This is a genomic window from Haloarcula halobia, from assembly GCF_029338255.1.
In the GTDB taxonomy this organism is placed as follows: Archaea; Halobacteriota; Halobacteria; order Halobacteriales; family Haloarculaceae; genus Haloarcula; species Haloarcula halobia.
Genome location: NZ_CP119787.1, coordinates 2,887,200 through 2,906,721 on the forward strand (window position 1 = coordinate 2,887,200; position 19,522 = coordinate 2,906,721).

Sequence of the window (19,522 nt, forward strand, 5' to 3'; positions counted from 1 at the left end):
CCTAGTCCCTCGCGATGACCGGCCCCGAAACGATTCGCTCGCTCGCGATACACGCCCAGGACCTTGTGGCGGCCGCCGAGGCCAACGCCCGCGAGACGAAACGGGTCGTCCTCCGGGTGACGCCGCCGTACAGCGGTCGGATGCGCGCACGCCTGCACGTGGTAGACGGCGACGGCGGCGAGGACGGAAGCAGCGACGAGGACGGCGACGGCGGCGAGGACGGGACGGTCCACGTCGAACCGGAGACGCTACTCGGCGACGCTGTCCCGCCGTTCCCGACCCCGGACGTGACCGAGGACGAGCTGCGCGAGGCGTCCGACGACGCCTACAGCGTCGAGCGACACCGGACGTACCACGAAGAGCGCGTGCGGGAGTGGCGCGAGGCCGTCCCGACCCACGTGGTCGACGCCGTCGTGGTCCCCGCGGTGGGTCACGAAGTTAGCATCTCGATACTCGGATCCTGAACGACGGGCACCGTCTGTCACCGCCCCGTGGCGCCGTTACCGGACGAGCGGAGCCAATAAAACGTCTCGGAGTTGCTCTCCCGGTGATGAAATGTCCTAGTCGCCGTGTTCGACCCCGTGAAACGAGCCGAAACGTGCCGAACTCTCGCACCGTTATAAGATATTCCCGTCTGTACCTGTGGGTGAGTCCCCCCATGTCGAGTTCACCAGCAAACGAGTTGTTCGCCCTGCTCGACAGGTCGGTCCCGACCTCGAGCGAATCCCTCCTGGTACCGATCCGCGGCATCGCGTTCTGGATGGCCATCGCCCTCCCCTTCCTGTACGTCCCGCTCCTCCTCTCGGGACTGGGGTCTGCGTCCACGCGGACGGCCTTCGTCGCCCTGGTCGCCTGTAACGCCGTCGCGCTGCTGGTCGGACACTCCCACCGCGGTCGCTGACTTTCCCGGGGAATATTTATGATGCAGGTCGAATAAGTAGACGTATGGCCGCATACGGCCGGCCGTCACTTCGGGACCTGTTCGACGAATCACCCACCCCTCACATTGCGCACCCGCCGCGCAGTCACCACCGAGACTTCTACATCGCGACCGACGGCTCCTTCCGTCCCCACGGGACTGGCGCGGGGACAGACGGCGCCTGTGGGGGCCTCGGGATCGTCGTCGAAACGCTAGACGGAGAGCGCGTCGTCCGCCTGTCCGTGCCCGACTCGGCCCCGGACAACAACGTCGCGGAGTACCGTGCGCTCCACCTCGGCCTGGACGTCCTGGCGGCGCGGGCGCCACCGGACGCCAGGGTCGGCCTGCTCATCGACCACGACCAGCTCGCCGAGAACGTCAACGCCGAGGTCCTGGCGACACACGGCTCTACCTACGACCCGCCCCACGCGGTGTCGGTGCCGCGGGGGACCGGGCTCCACTGGCGGGGCATCCAGGCCCGCATCAACGGCTTCCAGGAGGTCCGTGCCGCCCGTATCTCCGGCGACCGGAACCCCGCCCATCCGCTCGCGAACGCGCCCGACCAGTACGCCCACGTCAACAGCGAGGCCGACCGCTGCGTCCGCCCGGGGATGCGAGCGACCGACGAGCAGGTCCCACCGCCCTCCAGGGCCGAGCGCGGCGTCTCGGACTGACCGACACCGGCCACCGGCGTCCCTCTGTCCGGGGGAGCCTCGCCCAGCGCTGCCGATCAGTTCGAGGAGTGATCGTCGAACGAACGCAGCGGCGCCCGTAGCGACGGGTAGCACGTCCGTGAGGCGTTCTGTCCCTGTCGAAGCCTCTCGTTTTACTTACGGATAAGTTATGTGGATAGTCAGAAGCCATTTGAGGGAGAGTCGAACGACGTTCGCTCGTGGTCACGGGGGAAAATTTTACTACCGATCGATACATAGCTAACGACGGGAGGTGGAACGATGAGTACCGGTGACCGACGATACGACCGCAGCAGCGCGTATCGCAGCGAAACGACGCCCCTCGAGTCGTTGACCAGGTACGACCTGGTCCTGCTGGGTATCCCGGTCGCGTTCGTCCTGACGGTAGCCGTCTCGGGACTGTTCGACGTCCCGTTGCGAACGGCCCTCCTCGGCGGGGCGTTCGTCGGTATGCTCGGCGTCCTTGACACCCTCTTTCTCAACCCGCCGACCGGTGGCCGTCGGACGGTCTGACTCTCGCGACCGACGGCACAGACGGAGCGACGGCCCCGAATACCGCAGTCACTCCTGCTGGGCGTCCACGACGGCCACGCCGGCGAGGTTGACGATGTCCTTGACCTCGTCGCCGCGCTGGAGGACGTGGACCGGTTTGTCCATCCCGACGAGCATCGGACCGATGGCCTCGGCGCCGCCGAGTCGCTGCAGCAGCTTGTAGCCGATGTTCCCGGCCTCGAGGTTCGGGAACACGAGGACGTTCGCCGGGTCCTCGAGCTCGGAGAACTCGTAGGTGCCGTTCAGGATGTCTTCGACGACGGCCGTGTCGGCCTGCATCTCGCCGTCGACGGGGAAGTCGACCCGCGAGTCGTCGCGGAGGCGCTCGACGGCGCGCCGTGGCTTCCGGGTGCCGGGGGTGTCGACGCTCCCGAAGTTCGAGTACGAGAGCATCGCCGCCCGCGGGGAGACGTTGAACCGGCGGGCCAGGTCCGCGGTGTGTCGGGTCACCTCGGCCAGGATCTCCGCCGTCGGGTCCTGGTTGACCGTCGTGTCCGCACAGAAGACGACCCGGTTCTTGAACGTCAGCATGTAGACGCCCGCCGCGTAGTTCGCGTCCTCGGCCGTCCCGATGACCTGGAGCGGCGGCCGCAGGGCCGACGGGTAGTGGTGGGTCAGGCCGGTCAACATCGCGTCGGCGTCGCCCATCTCGACCATGACGCTGCCGAGGTAGTTGCCGTTCCGGACCAGCTCGTCGGCCTCGCGGCGGGTGACGCCCTTGCGCTGGCGGAGCTCGTACAGGCGGTCGGCGTAGGCCTCGACGTCGGCCGTCTCGGGGTCGACGACGACGGGGTCGAACTCCAGCCCGAAGCGCCGGCGCGTCGCCTCGATGCGGTCGGCGTCGCCCAGCAGGACGGGTTCGGCGATGCCCTGGTCGACGAGCTGGTAGGCGGCCCGGATCATCTTCTCGTCGTGGCCCTCCGCCAGCACCACCCGCTTGGGGTCGCTCTTTGCCTTGTTGAGGACGACCCGCATCATCTCGCGGGACTTGCCCAGGCGGGCCTCCAGGCGCTCGGCGTAGGAGTCGAGGTCGATCTCCTCGCGGGCCGCGCCGGACTCGACGGCCGCCCTGGCGACGGCGGGCGTCACCTCGAAGAGGACGCGCTGGTCGAGCGGTTTCGGGATGATGTAGTCCGGCCCGTACTGCATCGGCGTGTCGCCGTAGGCCTTGACCACGGCGTCGGGGACGTCCTGGCGGGCGAGCGTCGCCAGCGCCTCCGCGGCGGCGACTTTCATCTCCTCGTTGATCTCCGTCGCACGCACGTCGAGTGCGCCACGGAAGAGGAAGGGGAACCCGAGCACGTTGTTGACCTGGTTCGGGTAGTCCGAGCGGCCCGTCGCCATGATGACCGTGTCGTCGCGGGCGCGCTTGGCGTCCTCGTAGGCTATCTCGGGGTCGGGGTTGGCCATCGCGAAGACGATCGGGTCGCTGGCCATCGACCGGATCATCGACTGGTCGACGATGCCACCGACCGACAGACCCACGAACACGTCGGCGCCGGCCATCGCGTCGGCGAGGTCGCCCTCGGGGACGTCCCGGGCGAACTCCTCCTTGAAGCGGTTGAGGTCCTCCGAACGGGCGCGGGCCTCGGTGATGACGCCCGAGGAGTCACACATCGTGATGTTCTCCTTCCGGGCGCCAAGCGAGACGTAGAAGCGGGCGGTCGCGATGGCCGACGCGCCGGCACCGGAGAAGACGATATCGAGGTCCGCCAGGTCCTTGCCCGCGAGGTCGGCGGCGTTTATCAGGGCGGCCCCGGAGATGATGGCCGTCCCGTGCTGATCGTCGTGGAAGACGGGGATGTCCATCGCGTCGCTGAGGCGCTGTTCGACCTCGAAACACGCGGGCGCGGCGATGTCCTCTAGGTTGATGCCCCCGAAGGTCGGTTCCATGGTCTTTATCGTCTCGACCATGGTGTCGGCGTCGTCGGCGTCGAGTTCGATGTCGAAGACGTCGATGTCGGCGAAGCGCTTGAACAGGACGCCCTTCCCCTCCATGACCGGCTTCGAAGCCTCGGGGCCGATGTCGCCGAGACCGAGGACCGCGCTGCCGTCGGAGACGACGGCGACGAGGTTCCCCTTGGCGGTGTACCTGAACGCGTCTTCGGGGTTCGCCGCGATCTCCTCACAGGGGGCGGCCACGCCCGGCGAGTACGCCAGCGAGAGGTCGCGCTGCGTGTTCGTCGGTTTCGTCGTCGCGATCTCTATCTTCCCGGGCGGGTCCCGGCTGTGGTAATCGAGTGCGTCCTCGTCTAATCCCATAGCAGGAGGTGACACGGACCCAATAAAAATCCCGCTATTGCGTCAAATGACGGGTCTTTATTCGACGTTCGACGAATCCCCGCGGGGGCGTCGACGACCTCCTGGATGCCGTCGGTCACCGCCTCGACCCCATCTTTGGCCGCCGAGAGCACGCGGCCGACGACGCGACCTCGCTGGACGTGGCGGTGACCGCCTCCAGACCGGCGCTGACCTCGTGGACCGCGTCGGCAGCCGTCTCCAGGGCCTCGGTCTGTTCGGCGACGCGGGACCCGGCGGTCCTCGCGGCGGCGGTCTGGTCGATGGCGTCGGCCAGTTCGGCCGTCTGGATGCCGACCTGCCGGGTCATCCTCGCCAGCTGGTCGGCCATCCGGTCGAGCGAGTCGACGACGTCGTGCACAAACCACCGGAATTCGGAGAGGTCTGCCGACGACACGAGCACCGCAGCGAGTGTCGCGGACGAGGCGCACAGCGACCCGCTGGCCCGCGAACCAACGCGGAGAACGCGAGGGCCTGCAGGCTGTCTGTGGCTATCGTCGCTTGACTGGACACCCTCGAGAGCGAAAGGGCCGAAAATATATACCTACAGTCCCGAGGTCCAGCCATGACCGTCCGCTTTCGGCGACTGCTGGCGGCGACGACGGGGCTGACGTTCGCGCTCATCCTGCTCGGCGTGTACACGGGTGCCGTCGGGGCCGGACTGACCTGTGCGGGACGGTGGCCGTTCTGTGACGGGTGGCTCGGCCTCTTTCCCGCCAACTGGATGAGCTTCGTCGAGTGGTTCCACCGGTTCGTGGCGATGATAACCGGCTTCATGATTCTCGGGTCGGCCGTCGCGGCCTGGCGGGGCGAGTACGCGACCCGGATCAGGTACGCCACGGGCGTCGCGCTGGCCGTCCTGCCGGTCCAGGTGCTCCTCGGGGCCAACACCATCTTCAACTTCGGCGCGGTCGCACAGGTGCTCCACCACGCCGCCGCGCTGACGATCCTGACCGCTCTCGTCGCCGGGACGGCCTGGGCCTACACCGACGTCGGCGCCGACTCCGGCCGGGTGGCGGCCGACGCCGGGACCACCGCCAGCGCCGACGACTGAGCCGGTTTCGCCAGTTCGACCTCGTTCGTAACACCTATTCGGACCCTCTCCGACAGTGGGGGTATGTCAGAGTCAACCCTTTCACGCAGGAAGTACCTCACGACCGTCGGCGGGGCGGCAGTGACCCTCTCTGTCGCCGGCTGTTCCGGCGGCGGGGGCAGTTCACAGACCATCACGGCCGGCACCGCACCCGGCTTCCCGCCGTTCGAGATGAAGGAGGGCGGCGACCTGGTCGGGTTCGACATCGACCTGCTCGAGGCCGTCGTCGCCGAGACGGACTACGAGTTCGAGGGCTGGGAGGAGTTCGAGTTCGACTCCCTGATCCCCGCGCTCACCAACGAGAACATCGACGTCATCGCCGCCGGGATGACCATCAACGACGAGCGCGACCAGACCATCGACTTCAGCGACCCGTACTACTCCTCGGACCAGGCCATCGTCGTCCGGACGGACGGGAGCTTCTCGCCGGGTACCCTCGGCGACCTGAGCGACCGCCCCATCGGCGCCCAGAAGGGGACCACCGGCGAGGGCGTCGTCCAGGACGAACTGGTCGGCGACGGGATAACCGAGAACCAGTACAACGCCTACGACAACTACGTGCTGGCCATCCAGGACCTGGAAAACGGGAACGTCGACGCCGTCGTCATCGACGTCCCCGTCGCGGACACGTTCGCGGCGAACCGCCCCGTCGAGGTGGCCTTTACCTACGAGACCGGAGAGCGCTTTGGCTTCGGCATCCGGGACGGAGACACGGACCGCCAGACCGCCCTCAACGAGGGGCTGGCGACGGTCCGCGAGGACGGCACGTACCAGGAACTGGCCGGCAAGTGGTTCGGGCAGTAGCGCCATGCTCCAGGCTGGCGACTGGGCGTTCGTCTTCGCGAACGTAGACTACCTGCTGGCCGGCGCCGGCATCACCGTCGGCCTGACCCTGACCAGTCTGTTGCTCGGCTTCCTCACCGGGTTCCCCGCGGGGGCCATCGAGGTATACGGCGACGGCATCCTGGCGCGCGTGGTGAGCACGGGCGGCGTCGTCCTCCGCGGGACGCCCATCGTCGTCATCATGCTCGTGCTCTTTTTCGTCGTCTCCATCTCGAAGTCGGCGTTTATCACGGCGACGGTCGGACTGGGCCTGCGGAGCGCGGCCTACCAGTCACAGATCTTCCGTGGGGCGCTCCAGAGCGTCGACGAGGGCCAGATGGAGGCGGCCCGCTCGGTCGGCCTGAGCCGGTTCGAGGCAATCCGGTACGTCGTCGTGCCACAGGCGCTGCGCCGGAGCATGCCGGGCTTTCAAAACGAGTTCACCATCGTCCTGAAAGACACGAGCATCGCCTTCGCCATCGGCCTGGCCGAACTGCTGACCAGGGGGAACGACCTGTTCACCCAGAGCGGTCGGTCGACGGCCGTCCTGGAGGTCTTTCTCGCCATCAGCGCCATCTACTTCGTGCTGACGTTCGCGACGAACCGCGGCCTGGACCGGCTGTCCGACTACTACGCGATCCCCTCGGGTGAGAACAGATGACACTGCTACGCGTGGAGGACGTACACAAGTCCTACGGCGACGAGGAGGTACTGAAAGGCGTCAGCTTCGAGATGGACCGGGGGGACGTCGACGTCCTCATGGGTCCCAGCGGCAGCGGCAAGTCGACGATGCTGCGCTGTATCAACCGACTGACCGAGATCGACAGCGGTGACGTCTGGCTCGACGGGACGCCGGTCTACGGCCCCGAGACCGACGTCAACGAGTTGCGCCAGGACGTCGGGATGGTGTTCCAGGACTTCAACCTCTTTGCACACCTCACCGCCGTCGAGAACATCACGCTGGGGCTGAAGCGGGTGCTCGGCGTCCCGGAGGCCGAGGCCCGGGAGCGAGCGATGGAACACCTAGACCAGGTCGGACTGGCCCCACAGGCGGACTCGTATCCGGCCGAGCTCTCCGGGGGCCAACAGCAGCGCGTCGGGATCGCCCGCGCGCTCGCGATGGAACCCAAACTGATGCTGTTCGACGAACCGACCAGCGCGCTGGACCCGGAACTCGTCGGCGAGGTCGTCGAGGTGATGCGTGACCTGGTGGCGGGCGGGATGACGATGCTGGTCGTCAGCCACGAGATGGGATTCGCCCGCTCGGCGGCCGACGACATCCACTTCCTCGACAGCGGCACCGTCGTCGAGTCCGGCCCGCCAGAGCAGCTGTTCGAACGCCCCGAACACGACCGGACGAGGACCTTCCTCACCGGCCTGCAGGCAGAGAACAACCAATGAGCACCGACGAGCCGTCCGTCGCCGACGAGGTCCGGACCACCGTCACCGTCGACACCGACCAGCCCTGGGCGCTCCTCGGCCTCGCGGCGTTCTGGGGGTGGCTACTCGCCCGCTGGACCAACGACTTCCTGCTTCCCGCCGGGCTGGCGGTGCCCAGAGAGCAGTCGTTCTTCCCGGTCGGACCGTTCGAGGCCGCACGGGAGACGCTGCTCTCGGTCGCGGCCTCGCTGGGCCTGCTGGGCGCCCCGTTCGAGTTCTTTGCCGGGCTGTTGTCCTTCGTCGTCGGGGCGATTCCCTCACTGCCGGCGCTCGGTCGCGGCGCGTGGCTCACCATCGTCCTCACCGTCGGCGGCATCGCGCTCGGGTTCGTCCTCGCGGTGCCACTGTCGGTCGCGCGGGTCTACGGCGGGCGCGGGCTGCGGTGGGTCTCGCTGTCGTACACCGAGCTCATCCGCGGGACGCCGCTGCTGGCCCAGCTGTTCGTGCTGTACTTCGGCCTGCCGCTGACGCAGATCATCCGGGAGGTGCCCGGCGTCGGCGTCGGATACGTCCCCGGGACCGCAGCCTGGGTGGCCATCATCGGCTTCACGCTCAACAGCGCGGCCTACCAGGCCGAGTACATCCGGTCGGCCCTGGAGTCGGTCGACGTCGGCCAGCTGACCGCCGCTCGCTCGATCGGTCTCTCGAAGGTGCAGGGCATCCGCTACGTCGTCCTCCCGCAGGGCCTGCGCTACGCCATCCCCAGCTGGTCGAACGAGCTGGTCTATCTCATCAAGTACTCCTCGCTCGCGGCGTTCATCACGGTCCGCGAGCTGTTCTTCCAGGCCGAGTCCATCGCCAACGAGACGTTCCGCTACACCGAGTTGTACGTGCTCGCGGCGCTGTTTTACCTGGTGCTTGTCATCTCCGCGTCCGTCCTGATGAACGGCGTCGAGACCCGGACCGCACTCCCCGGCCTCGGCGGGAAGCGACAGACCTGACGACCGGTCACATGAAATCCGAGAGGCCGGACTGCTGGTCGTCGTCGGCGTCCGCGTCGTCCGCGGCCTCGTCCGCGGCCGGCTCGTCGCCGTCGTCGTCGCTGTCGCCGAGGAGCGTCGCCTGCTGGTCGCCGGCGGCGTCCTCCGCGGCTCCGGCCGCCTCGTCGCCGGCCTCGTCGTCGGCCGGTCCCGCCGCGGTCGCGCCCTCGAAGGCGCCCCCGGAGTGCTCGACGGCCGCGTCCTCCTTTCGCGCCTCGGCGTCCTCGACGATGGACTGGACCTTGTTGGTGTCCTTGCCCGATCCGGTGACGTAGGCGACGTGTTCGGCCTCCAGATCGTAGGCGGCGGCCATCGCCACCGTCAGCTCCCGGTTGCGGCAGTGGTGGGTCATCGTCGAGAGGAAGGGGAGAATCTCCCGGCGGGCGGTCCGCATCGAGACGCCGTCGACGACGGCGATCTGCTGGGCGACGTAGTCGCGGGTGTTGCGCGTCCCCTTCGACCGGCCGAGCTTCGACCAGTAGCTCGGCGGACCGTACCGGGTCCACCCGCCCTTGGTCCCGTCGCGGGCGGCGGCGACCCCCGCGGTCATCGCGTCGCCCGCGTAGCGCCAGAACGAGTAGTTCTGGGTCTCCCGGACCCGCCCGAGCCACTGGTCGGCATTCGAGAGGGCGGCGTAGGCACGGGCGAGTTCGGCGCCCTCGTAGTCCTTTGGCATGTTGTCCTCGATCCAGTTGATGAGGTCGTCGGGCGTCTCGTCGACGTCGTAGCTCGCCTTCAGGGCCGTCTCGGCGTCGGCCTCCTTCAGGACGACGTCCAAGTACTCGAAGATGCCCTCGGTGGTGTCGCGCTCGCCGGTCACCACGTCGTCGGCGGTGAGACGCTCGGCCGTCTCGGCGATGGCCTGGAGGTCCTTGATTGCCCCGCGCAGGTCGCCGGCGTTCTGCTCGGCGAGTTGCTCGAGCGCGTCGGACTCGTACTCGACGTCTTCCTTCCGGCAGATGTCCCGGAGGACGGGGACGATAGAGCGCGGCGAGACGTCGCGGAACTCGATGTCCCGGCAGGCGTTCCGGAGGCCGTTGGACATGTCGTAGAACTCGTTGGCGATGAGGACCATCGGCTGGCTGGCCTCCTTGACCAGCGCCGTCACGGCACGGGACCCGCCGCGGTCGGCGTTCCCGTGGATGTTGTCGGCCTCGTCCATGATGACCAGGCGGCGCCCGCCCCCGCCCGCGGTGAGCGTCCCCGACTTCGCGGCCTCGCCGGCGACCCGCTCGATGACGTCTTTCGTCCGGGAGTCGCTGGCGTTGAGCTCGATGGTGGGCCAGCCCATGTCGTTGGCGAGCGCGTGGGCGGCCGACGTCTTGCCCACGCCCGGCGCCCCGTGGAGGACGACGGCCTTGCGGTGGTCGTCCCACGTCCGGGCCCAGTCCTCGAAGGCGTCCCGGGCCTTGTCGTTGCCGCGGACCTCCGACAGCGTCGTCGGGCGGTACTTCTCCGTCCAGTCCATTACCGGGACGCAGGTGCGTGGCGGGGTTAGTTGTTGCGGAGTCTGCGGTTCGTGCCGTCGCCACCGCGTTCCACGCCGGCCAGAAGACATTTTCTCCCGGCACGACTCGACCGACGTGTTATGAACGAACCCCGCCGTAGCCTCGCGGCCGGCGCCGTCGCCGGGCTCGTGGCGTTCGTCCTCGCGTACGTGTTCGTCTACGCCCTCACCATCTCGACGGTCCGGGACTCACTGCTGACCGGTCTGGCCGAAGCCTTCGGGGACGAGAACGCGTCGTGGAAGATCGTCGGCTGGATACTCTTCAACGCGCAGTTCGTCACGACGACCATCACCGTCGACGTCCCGTTGCTGGGTGGCACCGACGCGGTGAACTTCATCGCCGAGTCCGAGGCGCTGTCGGCGCTGCTGTACGTGATACCCCCGGCGCTGCTGACCGCCGCGGGACTGGCCACCGCCCGACTCGGCGGCGCGACAGACGCCGCCGATGCCCTGCGGTACGGCCCCACCGTCACGCTGGGCTACCTCCCGGCCACGCTCGTCGGCGCCGTCCTGTTCACCGTCAGCGTCGGGGAGGGCAGCGGCGGGTCGCCGACGCTGCTTGCGGCCGTGGTGTTCGCCGGCATCGTGTACCCGGTGGTGTTCGGGAGCCTCGGTGCCGTCGGCGGCGCCGCGCTGGCCGAGTGACCGGCGGGCGACCGTTTTTATACGAGGACGGAACCAGGGCGTCGTGTGTCCGGCACACAGCATTCAGGACCGGACGACCGCGCGACCACGGCCGTCGTCGGCGTCGTCCTGCTGGTCGGTCTCACGGTCGCTCTCGTCGCCGTCGTCGGTGGGGCCGTCGGCGGCCTCGACGTCGGAGCGCTGGCCCCTGGGCCGTCGGTCAGCCACTCGACAGCCACCTTCCAGACCGGACCGTCGGCCGGCTGTGGCGAGAACGCCGTCCGGGTCGTCCACGAGGGGGGCGACCCCATAGCGCCCGCGGCCATCTCACTCGTCGTCAGCCTGCCGGCCCGGGGCGCGAGCGCACGCATCCGCGGCGTGCCCGTGGCCGGGACACAGCTCCAGGACCGCCACGTCGTCGACGATGACCACAACATCGTCTACGACAACTGCGTCGGCGGCGTCATCGCCGACGGCGGCCGGCGCTGGGTCGCCGGCACGGCCATCGCCGTCCAGCTGAACGGCGGGGGCGGGACGATAGCACCGGGCGACCCAATCGAGGTGGCCGTCGTCCACGAACCGACCGGAAACGTCGTCGTCGAGGCGACGCTCTCGGCGACCTGAGCCCCCGAGCGGCCGCCGTTCCGATACGCTTTAGTTCCAGACTCCCAACCCTTCGACCCAATGGCCCGGGGAACGCGAGCCCAGCTCGCCGAGAAGATGGCCGGTGAGGTCGCACTGAGCGACGACCCCGGCGCGACACTCAGGAAGTGGCGCACGGACTTCGAGGTGCCACAGACCGAGCTGGCCGACCACATCGGCGTCTCGCCGTCGGTCATCTCCGACTACGAGAGCGGGCGGCGCGACAACCCCGGTATCGGCATCGTCCGCCGACTGGTCGGGGGGCTGCTCGACATCGACGAACGACGCGGCGGCGAGCACATCCGCCAGCACGCTCGCGTCCTCTCGGCCGGGTTCGACAGCGACGTCGTCCACGACCTCCGGGAGTACCCTGCCAACGTCGGCGTCGACCGGGTGTACGACGCCATCGGCGCCGAGGAACTCTCCCGTGGCGGCCAGGACACCGTGGCGGGCCACACCGTCATCAACTCCATCGCGGCCATCACCACGCTCTCCTCCGACGAGTTCTACCAGCTCTACGGCCAGTCGACCAACCGGGCGCTCGTGTTCACGAACGTCACCCGCGGCGAATCGCCGCTGGTCGCGCTTCGCGTGGTCTCGCCGACCCCCAACGCCGTGATCCTGCACGGCCTCGACGGCGACGCGGTCTGGGACCACGCCGAGGACCTCGCCCGCATCGACGACTTCTCGCTCGCGGTCACGGACGTCGACCTCGAGGACCTGCTGTCGGGACTCCGCTCGCTGCCCTGAAACAGGCGCGTTCGCGATTCGAGTGGGGCAGCGGTCGGTCGACGACCGCTGGGTACGCGCGCCTCGTGAGGCAGCCGTGACCGAGAACCGTGATTCGGGCGTCGTGGGCCAGGCCGAACCTGGGACGCCCGGACCGCGTCACTCGACGAAGCGGTACTTGCGCTCGCCCATGCGGCCCCAGCCGTCGAAGACGAACTCCTGTTCGGGGGCGGTGAACTCCTCGGCGTCGGATTCCTGCTCGTGGTTGTGGACGTCGTGGACCTCCTCGTACTCCGCGAAGGTGAGGTCGTGCCGGTTGCGGATCTGCTCGTCGACGTTCAGCTAGGCGATCTCCTGCTCCCAGCCGGGGACCACGCGCTCGGCGTGGACCTCGGCCTGGGCACCCGAGCCGTAGGAGGCCACGAGCAGTTGCTGGTCGTCCAGGTCGCGACCGTGCTCGCGGGCGTGCTTGAGCCCGGAGGCACGTGCGAGGTGGACCGAACCGGTGTACCAGTTGCCGACGTGGCGCGCGATGTCGAGCGTCGGTTCGATGGTGTCGGCGTACCAGTCACGGTAGCGCTCGGTCTCGGTCAGCGCGTCCGTGTACTCCCTGATGGCGGCGTGCCACTCGTCGTCGGTCTCGAAGTCCGCGGGCATCGGCTGATGGCCGATCTCCTCGGCGAGCAGGTCCTCGACGTCGGTCCCGCGGACGATGTGGCGATACCCCAGCGCCGCGGCCTTCCGGACCATCCCCGGGAAGGGGGTGTGAAACGGGATGAGCGGGTAGTCCTCGGGGTGGATGTCGCCGGCCACCGAGGCGTAGTCGTCGAGCGCTTCGCGCATGCGAGCCAGGTAGACGTTCACCGAGCGCTTGCCGTCGACGGAGGGGAACTGCTGGTTTGGCTTGAGGAAGTCCGTCTCGTCGGCGCTGCCAAAGCCCTGCTCGGCCGAGAGTTCGACCAGACCCGGGTCCTCGGCGACGAGCATCGCCACGGCACCGGCCCCCTGCGTCGCTTCGCCGGGGTCGTCGCGGGCGTAGAGCGCGGTGTCGGTGGCGATGACGATGGCCGCCCGGCCGCGGTTGCGTCCGGCGCGAATCCAGTTGTACGCGTCGTCGAGGCTCTGTGTCCCCGAGATGCACGCGAACTTGCGCTCGCCCTTGTTGGCGTGGTGGAAGTCGCCGTCGTAGACCTGCTCGAGACAGCCCGCGACGTACGTGGAGACGGGCTTCGAGTTGTCGAAGGAGCTCTCCGTGGCCACGTCGATGCGGCCGATGTCCTCGGGCGAGAGCCCCTTGCGCTCCATCAGTCGATAGGCGGCGTTGGCCCCCATCGTGACGATGTCCTCGTAGACGTCCGGGAACGAGGAGGCGTGCAGTCCCAGGCCCTTGGTGTACTTCTCGGGGTCGTCGCCTTGCGCGGGCGCGAACGTCTCGGCGAGGTCGAGTTTGAGTTTGCCGGTCCAGATCTCTATCGCGTCGATGCCGACGGCAGTCATACCTGGAGGGTCACTGCGGCCGCTTAAGGGTTTGTCGACTGTTAGTTCGACGGTCGTCGAAATAGTTTTTCATAGGCCTTGAGAGCCTGTCATAGAAACGTTCACAGGGATTTGATTTCGACCCAGATAGAACGAAATAGACGCTCAATGTGTCTGCGTATCGATCATCTGCCTTGCTTGTCCCAGCTGATCTGCGCCAATACTTAACACACTTCTTGACCTATTCTCAGATGCGGTTAGAACAATGGTAAGAAACGTTATCATCGTCGGAGCTGGTCGCGTTGGCCGCCGCGTTGCAGAACAACTCAGTGAGGTGCAGAACACGGTCACTATCGTTGAATTGGACCCCGAGAAGTGCGAGCAGGTGTCGCCAAAGGTCAGCCAGGTAATCGAAGGTGATGGAACGGACCCCGACATCCTCGAGCAAACTGATCTGGCCACCGCCGATGTCTTTGCTGCCCTCACAAATGACACCCGTGTGAACATCTCTGCCGCTGAGATGGTCCACGAGATGGCCCCTAATGTCCGAACGATCCTTCGGATTTCCCGGGATGGTGAGGAGGATTACGGGCATCGTCGGTTCGTTGACAGCATTGTATATCCTGCGGCCGCGGGTGCAACTGTCGCAGTTGATCAAATCACCAGAGATTGAAGCCGACAAACGGGGCGATAGAGAGGAGCGAGTGGATTACATTTGCCATGAATCCGTTTCGCCCGACCGAGAGAAAGAGCGCGCAAGAGACACCTACTGTACTGAGCGTTCCTTGCTGGACGCGACAGGGTTTGCGAACCGTTCTATGACACGCTGTAGGCCTTGAGGTAAGCCAACCATCGAGCCTAAGCAATGAATCCTATTTCGAGGCGGGAGCATTGATTTTCACTGGAAATTTTACTCACATCACACTCTACCGCTGTCAGGTCAAGTGTTGACGGCGACAGCACACAAGAACAGTCAAATAGGATGGAACGAGCGGGGACGACGAGCCCCAGAATCAGTTCACATTGAACGTATCCGTTGTGGAACTACCATCAGCGCCGGTGAATGTGACTGTGTACTCACCACCCGCGTTGTTGCCCGGAGTTGCGTCAACGTTGACAGTTGCCGTGTCCCCACTCGACTCACCACCCTCAGGTGAGTATGTGATGGTCTTCGCACTGAGCGAAACGGTACCCGAAGCCGTCTCGTCGTAGGTCGAGGCGTCCTCCGTTCCGTTTCGATAGACGTGGATGCGGCACCGAGAACGACGACTGCAGTCAACAGTAGCATCCCGATCAACTCCGATTGCGCACGTCCACGCCACATGCTGACTCTACCACTGTGGACTGTCGGGAAGATAGATGCGTGCGATTACAGCGTCCGAGAACGGAGCGCTATCGCGCTACAATATTCAGCGGCGCAACAATTCGTATCAGTAAATACTGTGATGAGGTGAGATACTCTGTATTAGTTCTGATTCTCGATGTCTGTGTCGACTTGACTGTCTTCGTTGCCGGCCGCGTCCCGTGCGATCACTCGGACCTGTGCAGGTGAGTTGGACCCAGTATCTTTGACGCTTACTGTCCCTGAGACACTGCCCGTCTGTGGATCACTCGGAGACAGGACTTCGACCACGTCGATGTCAGTTCCGCTACTGTCCTCGAGAATTACAGACACCTCCGAGAGATCGCCGTCGGAATCAGTCGCGCTGTAGTCGACCTGGTACTTGTTACCGTCGCCCGGATAACCGTCTGCGTCGGTCACCGATGGTGAGGCCGAACCACCGCCACCGCTCCCGACGGTCACCGTCTGACTCGCCGTCCCTGTCGCCCCATCGTTGTCGGTCACTCTGAGCGAGATGGGCTTGTCGCCGGAGGAACTGTAACTAGTCGAGACGGACTCGCCCGAAAGGTCGTCGTACGCCCCGTCGTCGTCGGTGTCCCACTCGTAGCTGACAATCGAACCGTCCGGATCACTCGAATCGCCCGCGTCGAGCGTAATCGACTGGTCGACATTGGCCGGGTCCGGTTCCGCGGTGAAACTGGCGGTCGGTGCCTGATTGCCACCACTACAACGACTGGAACCACTCGATCCCGCATCGTCGATGGCTGCGAAGTAGGTCCGGTCCTTATCAGCGCCGAAGAACGCGTTCCAGACAAAAAAGTCGCCGTCTCGGACGTCGTACTCACCGGTACCGTCGGCATTGCAGTAGAACTCGACGGTTATCGTACGGGTTTCGCCCGGCTGGAATTTGATGTCGACCGGCTCTAGCCCACCAACCCGCTCGGCGACTGTACCGCCGAACTTCATGCTCTCGGGCAATGTCACACCGGAACCGCTTTGGGCAGAGGCCGAATAGAATGGGAATCTGACCGACGTGATGTTCTGATAGTCGTTCTCGTTCGTATTCCGAAGCTGGAGTTCGACTACGTTGGGGTCGCCGGGGCTGCTGACGTCCTCGAGGACAACATCGTTTCCAAAATTGGGGTTGAGACTGTCCGAGTCTCCGCCGGTAGTCGGTTCGTTGCCAGGCGCTTCCCCTGCACCGGCAGGCGAACAGCGTATCTCGTAGGTCGTGCCGGCGGGGAACGTGATCTCGACGGCCTGCCGGTCGCCACCCACGGGTGCCACGTCGAGACCTTCGTCATCGAGAAGGTCTTCCCACTGACCTGCCGACAGTCGGGTCGGGAGAATAAGATCGAACTCGCCACTAACAGAGCTGTTGACGCCGGTCACGCCTCCCTTCAGTGTGACCGTTGCAGTACCACGCCCGCCTTCGTCGAACTCTCCAACTAGGGGGTACAGATGTATCGTATCGCCGTCCACCAGCTGCTGTTCAGCCTGGAACGACTGACCGCTGAACGCTCCGCTGGTGTAAACGACCGTGTTCTCGTACGAGATATTGCCGACGGAGTCGAGATAGGAGTACCCTGGACGGTACGTTGCTGTCCGCGTCGTCGGCGAATCTATACCACAGATATCAGTGATATCCGCGTCGGTACGTCGTAGTTCGATTTCGTTCGTCGAATCTCCGATAGTCGCTGTTCGTAACGTGCCGTCTGAACCCGCTGGCTGCGCGGCTATGAGTCGTGCTGGATACTCAGTACCGAGGCGGACATCGACGGGAACAGTTCGGCCCGTCTGTCCGGCCTCGATGACCCCATTCCGGAGGTCTTCCATCTCGGCTTGCGTCTGGGTGAAATGGTTGAACTCAACCTGCCGGTTTTGATTCGGCACGACGAACGCCTGATAGCCGGAAAAAGAGACGATGAGGACGGCAAAGAGCAAGACCGCCCCTATCTGGACGGACTGTCCGCGCTCGTCACCCACCAAACCCATGCACACGGCTTACGGAGTCCGCGGTAAAAAGGTATCCACCCCAGTATCAGAAATGTCGTCGCCGGGTCAGTCCTCGTCGTCCGCCTCGACGACTTCCGGGTCCGAGAGCGCCGTCTGGAGGCTGTCGAGGCCGTTGACCCACTCGGAGACGAGGCCGTAGTCGATGTTCTCGGCGACGTCCATCGCCAGGTCGTCGCCGTCGATGATGCGGGTGCCGGCCTGGACGCAGTAGCCCAGTGCGGCGTCGAGGTCGTCTTCGGCCTCGGCGTCGGCCGCGGCCTGGACGTACTCGGCGATAGTCGCATCGTCGGTCACGCCCTCGGCGACGTACTCCTCGGCGGCGTAGAAGACACAGACCAGCGAGGTCTGGACGCCGTCGATGAGCATCAGTTTCTCCTCGTCGTCGATATCGATCTCCGAGAGAACGATCTCGCGGACGTCGGCGAGTTCGCCGAGGGTCGTCTCTTCGTCTATCGTCCCGTCCTCGTAGTCGGTGAGTATCTTCGCGACGGCGATGGCAGCGTCGTCCTGGAGGTTCAACAGGAGGCGCGCGGAGTCCTCGTCCTCGGGGTCGACGTCCTCCTCGTCGATGCGTTCGATCCAGTTCTGCCAGCGTTCGTCGGTGTAATACTCCCCCGGCGGTGTGCTCATACCCACCCGTACGTCCGACCGGGGATAGTAGTTTCGACAGTGGCCTGCAGGTGGGTGACAGCCCCCGTGTGCGGCGGTTGTGCGGCCACGGACATCGTAGACCCGTGCGCCGGGGACGACCGTTGGTCCGGGCCGGTGTCGACCGAGCACACAGACGCGAGCATGTCGGGGATTTATCATTCCAGGGCGTGTGTCGTTATGACATGTCACAGCGGCAGCCCACGCGCGGTCGGCGACCCCCCATCAGTCCCGCACGAGTGGGCGCCGTGGCCCAGCAGGCGGGGCTCGTCGCCGTCGTCGTCACGCTGCCACTCGTCGTCGGCACGCTCGCCGGTCTCCTCGCGTCGGCGAGCTCGCCGCTGGCTGGTCTCGAAGCGGCCACTCGGGCGTTGTACGCCACGCCGGTGGTCGGCACCGGGCACGCGGCACTCTTCCAGCTCGGGACCTACGCGCTGCTCGTCGGGTGCTGGTCGGCCGGCCTGGGCCTCCTCCTGGACGGCCTGTTCGACTAGTCGCCGTCGCCGTCGGCGACGACACGCTCCTCCCCGGTCGCGATTCGCGCGTCGAGGCCGTCGTCGCGCCCCGACAGGGTGCGCTGTGGGAACGGAATCGTGATGCCCTCGCCGTCGAAGCACGTCTTGATCTCCCTGACGACCGACGAGACGGCCCGCCACTTCCGCGGTGGCGTCGGGTGGTCGATCCAGAAGCGCAGTTCCATGACGATCGCCGAGTCACCGAACTGCTTGGGGACGACCTGGGGCGGGGGCGAGTCGACGACGTGGTCCACATCGACCATCGCCTCGTGGGCGACCTCCTCGGCCCACTCGATGTCGGTGTCGTAGTCGACGCCGACGTCGAGCGTCAACCGCAGAAGTCCCTTCTGACTGCGGTTGGTGATGGCCTGGTCGGCCACCCGGTCGTTCGGAATGACGACGAACTCGCCATCGAAGTTCTCGACGCGCGTGTTGAAGATGGTGATGTCCGTGACGATGCCCTCGCTCTCGCCGATCTGGACCCAGTCGCCGATGGTGAACGGCCGGGAGAACATCAGCACGAACCCGGCGATGCCTGCCCCGAGGGTCTGGCGAGCGGCCATCCCGACGACGATGCCGAGGAAGCCGGCCCCGACCAGGAGGCCACTGAGGTTGACGCCCCACAGCGTCAGCGCGCTCGCCACCACCGTCACGACGATAGCGACCTGGCCGACCCGGAGGATGATCTCCTCCTGGTGTTGCGTGATTCGGTTGGAACCGTCGCCGAGGCGGTCGACGGTCGTCTTGAGCTGTTCGGAGACCGCGAACCCCAGGACGACGAGGAACAGCGTGAGACCGCCCTTGAGAAGGTCCGGGACCGCAGAGACGAAGAAGTCACCGAGCGTCACGGCCCACTCGAAGAGTCCCCAGACGACCAGCAACCCGAGGCTGGCGACGACCAGCACACTCAGTTGCGTGATCCGGAGGAGAAGGCTCGAAAACGAGGTCGGTACGTACTTGCCGACCGCGTCCGCCGTGTCGGCGACGTGGCCGGTCATATACCGCGAGGCGATGATCCGATTGATCTGCCTGACGACGAACGGCAGCACGAGGAGTGCGAGGAGGGCAGTCAACAGGAGAAGGCCGACGCTGACGGCAAAGCGGCCCTCGGTAGTGGTCAGCCGTTCCACCAGGTCGAGAGCCTGCTGTGTGACTCTGGCGACCGCTGACTGCTGCATACGCTGTCGCTAGGGGGCGGTTGTCTTGTGTGTTGTCTTCTCAGTAGAC

Annotated in this window: 20 protein-coding genes and 1 pseudogene; 14 read left to right on the plus strand and 7 right to left on the minus strand. The window is 66.2% G+C overall.

The features are described from left to right. The first annotated feature begins 14 nt into the window (after positions 1-14). The 4 genes from P1K88_RS15205 (at position 15) to P1K88_RS15220 (ending at position 2,124) form a co-directional block, all read left to right on the plus strand. Positions 15-464: a DUF8009 family protein gene (locus P1K88_RS15205; RefSeq protein WP_276411068.1), complete on the plus strand. Its 450-nt coding sequence runs from the start codon at positions 15-17 to the stop codon at positions 462-464. A gap of 194 nt (positions 465-658) precedes the next feature. Next, positions 659-901: a DUF8028 family protein gene (locus P1K88_RS15210; protein ID WP_276411069.1), complete on the plus strand. Its 243-nt coding sequence runs from the start codon at positions 659-661 to the stop codon at positions 899-901. 44 nt (positions 902-945) lie between these two features. Further along, a complete protein-coding gene (locus tag P1K88_RS15215) occupies positions 946-1,593 on the plus strand; it encodes a ribonuclease H family protein (RefSeq protein ID WP_276411070.1) in 648 nt (215 codons plus the stop codon). 279 nt (positions 1,594-1,872) lie between these two features. After that, positions 1,873-2,124, plus strand: coding sequence for a DUF8015 family protein (locus P1K88_RS15220; protein ID WP_276411071.1), 252 nt, complete (start codon positions 1,873-1,875; stop codon positions 2,122-2,124). 48 nt (positions 2,125-2,172) lie between these two features. Here the strand turns inward: P1K88_RS15220 and P1K88_RS15225 are convergent, their stop codons facing one another. Together P1K88_RS15225 and P1K88_RS15230 are read right to left on the minus strand one after the other, a co-directional pair. Then, entirely contained in the window at positions 2,173-4,425 is a 2,253-nt protein-coding gene (locus tag P1K88_RS15225; RefSeq protein ID WP_276411072.1) for an NADP-dependent malic enzyme, read from the minus strand. Between the two features lie 115 nt (positions 4,426-4,540). Further along, positions 4,541-4,822, minus strand: a complete 282-nt coding sequence (locus tag P1K88_RS15230) for a hypothetical protein (RefSeq protein ID WP_276411073.1) — start codon at positions 4,820-4,822, stop codon at positions 4,541-4,543. A gap of 177 nt (positions 4,823-4,999) precedes the next feature. Here P1K88_RS15230 and P1K88_RS15235 point away from each other — a divergent pair, with 177 nt between their 5' ends. The 5 genes from P1K88_RS15235 (at position 5,000) to P1K88_RS15255 (ending at position 8,757) form a co-directional block, all read left to right on the plus strand. Further along, positions 5,000-5,515: a COX15/CtaA family protein gene (locus P1K88_RS15235; RefSeq protein ID WP_379786725.1), complete on the plus strand. Its 516-nt coding sequence runs from the start codon at positions 5,000-5,002 to the stop codon at positions 5,513-5,515. A 63-nt stretch (positions 5,516-5,578) separates the two neighbouring features. After that, on the plus strand, positions 5,579-6,358 hold the full coding sequence (locus P1K88_RS15240) for a basic amino acid ABC transporter substrate-binding protein (protein ID WP_276411075.1): 780 nt from the start codon (positions 5,579-5,581) through the stop codon (positions 6,356-6,358). Positions 6,359-6,362: 4 nt separating this feature from the next. After that, positions 6,363-7,037 carry an amino acid ABC transporter permease gene (locus tag P1K88_RS15245; protein WP_276411076.1) on the plus strand — a complete coding sequence of 225 codons (675 nt, stop codon included), beginning with the start codon at positions 6,363-6,365 and terminating at the stop codon, positions 7,035-7,037. Then, positions 7,034-7,777, plus strand: coding sequence for an amino acid ABC transporter ATP-binding protein (locus P1K88_RS15250; protein ID WP_276411077.1), 744 nt, complete (start codon positions 7,034-7,036; stop codon positions 7,775-7,777). The genes P1K88_RS15245 and P1K88_RS15250 overlap by 4 nt, the downstream gene beginning before the upstream one ends. Then, positions 7,774-8,757, plus strand: coding sequence for an amino acid ABC transporter permease (locus P1K88_RS15255; protein ID WP_276411078.1), 984 nt, complete (start codon positions 7,774-7,776; stop codon positions 8,755-8,757). The genes P1K88_RS15250 and P1K88_RS15255 overlap by 4 nt, the downstream gene beginning before the upstream one ends. A gap of 7 nt (positions 8,758-8,764) precedes the next feature. Here P1K88_RS15255 and P1K88_RS15260 read toward each other — a convergent pair whose 3' ends face one another. Then, positions 8,765-10,264 (minus strand): replication factor C large subunit, encoded by a 1,500-nt coding sequence (locus P1K88_RS15260; protein ID WP_276411079.1) that lies wholly within the window; start codon positions 10,262-10,264, stop codon positions 8,765-8,767. 120 nt (positions 10,265-10,384) lie between these two features. Between P1K88_RS15260 and P1K88_RS15265 the strand changes: the two genes are divergently transcribed. From P1K88_RS15265 to P1K88_RS15275, 3 genes are read left to right on the plus strand one after another with little or no spacing between them, the layout of a single operon-like run. After that, positions 10,385-10,948 carry a DUF7978 family protein gene (locus P1K88_RS15265; RefSeq protein ID WP_276411080.1) on the plus strand — a complete coding sequence of 188 codons (564 nt, stop codon included), beginning with the start codon at positions 10,385-10,387 and terminating at the stop codon, positions 10,946-10,948. A gap of 45 nt (positions 10,949-10,993) precedes the next feature. After that, the gene (locus P1K88_RS15270) at positions 10,994-11,551 is read left to right on the plus strand and encodes a type IV pilin domain-containing protein (RefSeq protein ID WP_276411081.1); all 558 of its coding nucleotides are present in this window, start codon (positions 10,994-10,996) and stop codon (positions 11,549-11,551) included. Positions 11,552-11,611: 60 nt separating this feature from the next. After that, positions 11,612-12,319, plus strand: a complete 708-nt coding sequence (locus tag P1K88_RS15275; protein WP_276411082.1) for a helix-turn-helix domain-containing protein — start codon at positions 11,612-11,614, stop codon at positions 12,317-12,319. A gap of 138 nt (positions 12,320-12,457) precedes the next feature. On the opposite strand, the pseudogene hmgB reads toward P1K88_RS15275, so the two are convergent. Beyond that, positions 12,458-13,795, minus strand: a pseudogene (hmgB, locus tag P1K88_RS15280) (hydroxymethylglutaryl-CoA synthase). A gap of 244 nt (positions 13,796-14,039) precedes the next feature. Here hmgB and P1K88_RS15285 point away from each other — a divergent pair. Beyond that, a complete protein-coding gene (locus tag P1K88_RS15285) occupies positions 14,040-14,447 on the plus strand; it encodes a potassium channel family protein (RefSeq protein WP_276411083.1) in 408 nt (135 codons plus the stop codon). 792 nt (positions 14,448-15,239) lie between these two features. On the opposite strand, the gene P1K88_RS15290 is transcribed toward P1K88_RS15285, so the two are convergent. Together P1K88_RS15290 and P1K88_RS15295 are read right to left on the minus strand one after the other, a co-directional pair. Next, positions 15,240-17,111 carry a PKD domain-containing protein gene (locus P1K88_RS15290; RefSeq protein WP_276411084.1) on the minus strand — a complete coding sequence of 624 codons (1,872 nt, stop codon included), beginning with the start codon at positions 17,109-17,111 and terminating at the stop codon, positions 15,240-15,242. A 66-nt stretch (positions 17,112-17,177) separates the two neighbouring features. After that, on the minus strand, positions 17,178-17,762 hold the full coding sequence (locus P1K88_RS15295; protein ID WP_276411085.1) for a DUF2150 family protein: 585 nt from the start codon (positions 17,760-17,762) through the stop codon (positions 17,178-17,180). A 203-nt stretch (positions 17,763-17,965) separates the two neighbouring features. Between P1K88_RS15295 and P1K88_RS15300 the strand changes: the two genes are divergently transcribed. Next, the gene (locus P1K88_RS15300) at positions 17,966-18,274 is read left to right on the plus strand and encodes a hypothetical protein (protein WP_276411086.1); all 309 of its coding nucleotides are present in this window, start codon (positions 17,966-17,968) and stop codon (positions 18,272-18,274) included. Here P1K88_RS15300 and P1K88_RS15305 read toward each other — a convergent pair. Then, positions 18,271-19,473, minus strand: coding sequence for a mechanosensitive ion channel family protein (locus tag P1K88_RS15305; protein ID WP_276411087.1), 1,203 nt, complete (start codon positions 19,471-19,473; stop codon positions 18,271-18,273). The two genes, P1K88_RS15300 and P1K88_RS15305, sit on opposite strands and share 4 nt — an antisense overlap. Between the last annotated feature and the right edge of the window lie 49 nt (positions 19,474-19,522).

Excerpts from the sequence above, each read along its gene's own strand:
- P1K88_RS15205 (WP_276411068.1), top strand. The coding sequence starts at position 15 with ATGACCGGCCCCGAAACGATTCGCTCGCTCGCGATACACGCCCAGGAC.
- P1K88_RS15210 (WP_276411069.1), top strand. The coding sequence starts at position 659 with ATGTCGAGTTCACCAGCAAACGAGTTGTTCGCCCTGCTCGACAGGTCG.
- P1K88_RS15215 (WP_276411070.1), top strand. The coding sequence starts at position 946 with ATGGCCGCATACGGCCGGCCGTCACTTCGGGACCTGTTCGACGAATCA.
- P1K88_RS15220 (WP_276411071.1), top strand. The coding sequence starts at position 1,873 with ATGAGTACCGGTGACCGACGATACGACCGCAGCAGCGCGTATCGCAGC.
- P1K88_RS15225 (WP_276411072.1), bottom strand. The coding sequence starts at position 4,425 with ATGGGATTAGACGAGGACGCACTCGATTACCACAGCCGGGACCCGCCC.
- P1K88_RS15240 (WP_276411075.1), top strand. The coding sequence starts at position 5,579 with ATGTCAGAGTCAACCCTTTCACGCAGGAAGTACCTCACGACCGTCGGC.
- P1K88_RS15245 (WP_276411076.1), top strand. The coding sequence starts at position 6,363 with ATGCTCCAGGCTGGCGACTGGGCGTTCGTCTTCGCGAACGTAGACTAC.
- P1K88_RS15250 (WP_276411077.1), top strand. The coding sequence starts at position 7,034 with ATGACACTGCTACGCGTGGAGGACGTACACAAGTCCTACGGCGACGAG.
- P1K88_RS15255 (WP_276411078.1), top strand. The coding sequence starts at position 7,774 with ATGAGCACCGACGAGCCGTCCGTCGCCGACGAGGTCCGGACCACCGTC.
- P1K88_RS15260 (WP_276411079.1), bottom strand. The coding sequence starts at position 10,264 with ATGGACTGGACGGAGAAGTACCGCCCGACGACGCTGTCGGAGGTCCGC.
- P1K88_RS15265 (WP_276411080.1), top strand. The coding sequence starts at position 10,385 with ATGAACGAACCCCGCCGTAGCCTCGCGGCCGGCGCCGTCGCCGGGCTC.
- P1K88_RS15275 (WP_276411082.1), top strand. The coding sequence starts at position 11,612 with ATGGCCCGGGGAACGCGAGCCCAGCTCGCCGAGAAGATGGCCGGTGAG.
- P1K88_RS15285 (WP_276411083.1), top strand. The coding sequence starts at position 14,040 with ATGGTAAGAAACGTTATCATCGTCGGAGCTGGTCGCGTTGGCCGCCGC.
- P1K88_RS15290 (WP_276411084.1), bottom strand. The coding sequence starts at position 17,111 with ATGGGTTTGGTGGGTGACGAGCGCGGACAGTCCGTCCAGATAGGGGCG.
- P1K88_RS15295 (WP_276411085.1), bottom strand. The coding sequence starts at position 17,762 with ATGAGCACACCGCCGGGGGAGTATTACACCGACGAACGCTGGCAGAAC.
- P1K88_RS15300 (WP_276411086.1), top strand. The coding sequence starts at position 17,966 with ATGTCACAGCGGCAGCCCACGCGCGGTCGGCGACCCCCCATCAGTCCC.
- P1K88_RS15305 (WP_276411087.1), bottom strand. The coding sequence starts at position 19,473 with ATGCAGCAGTCAGCGGTCGCCAGAGTCACACAGCAGGCTCTCGACCTG.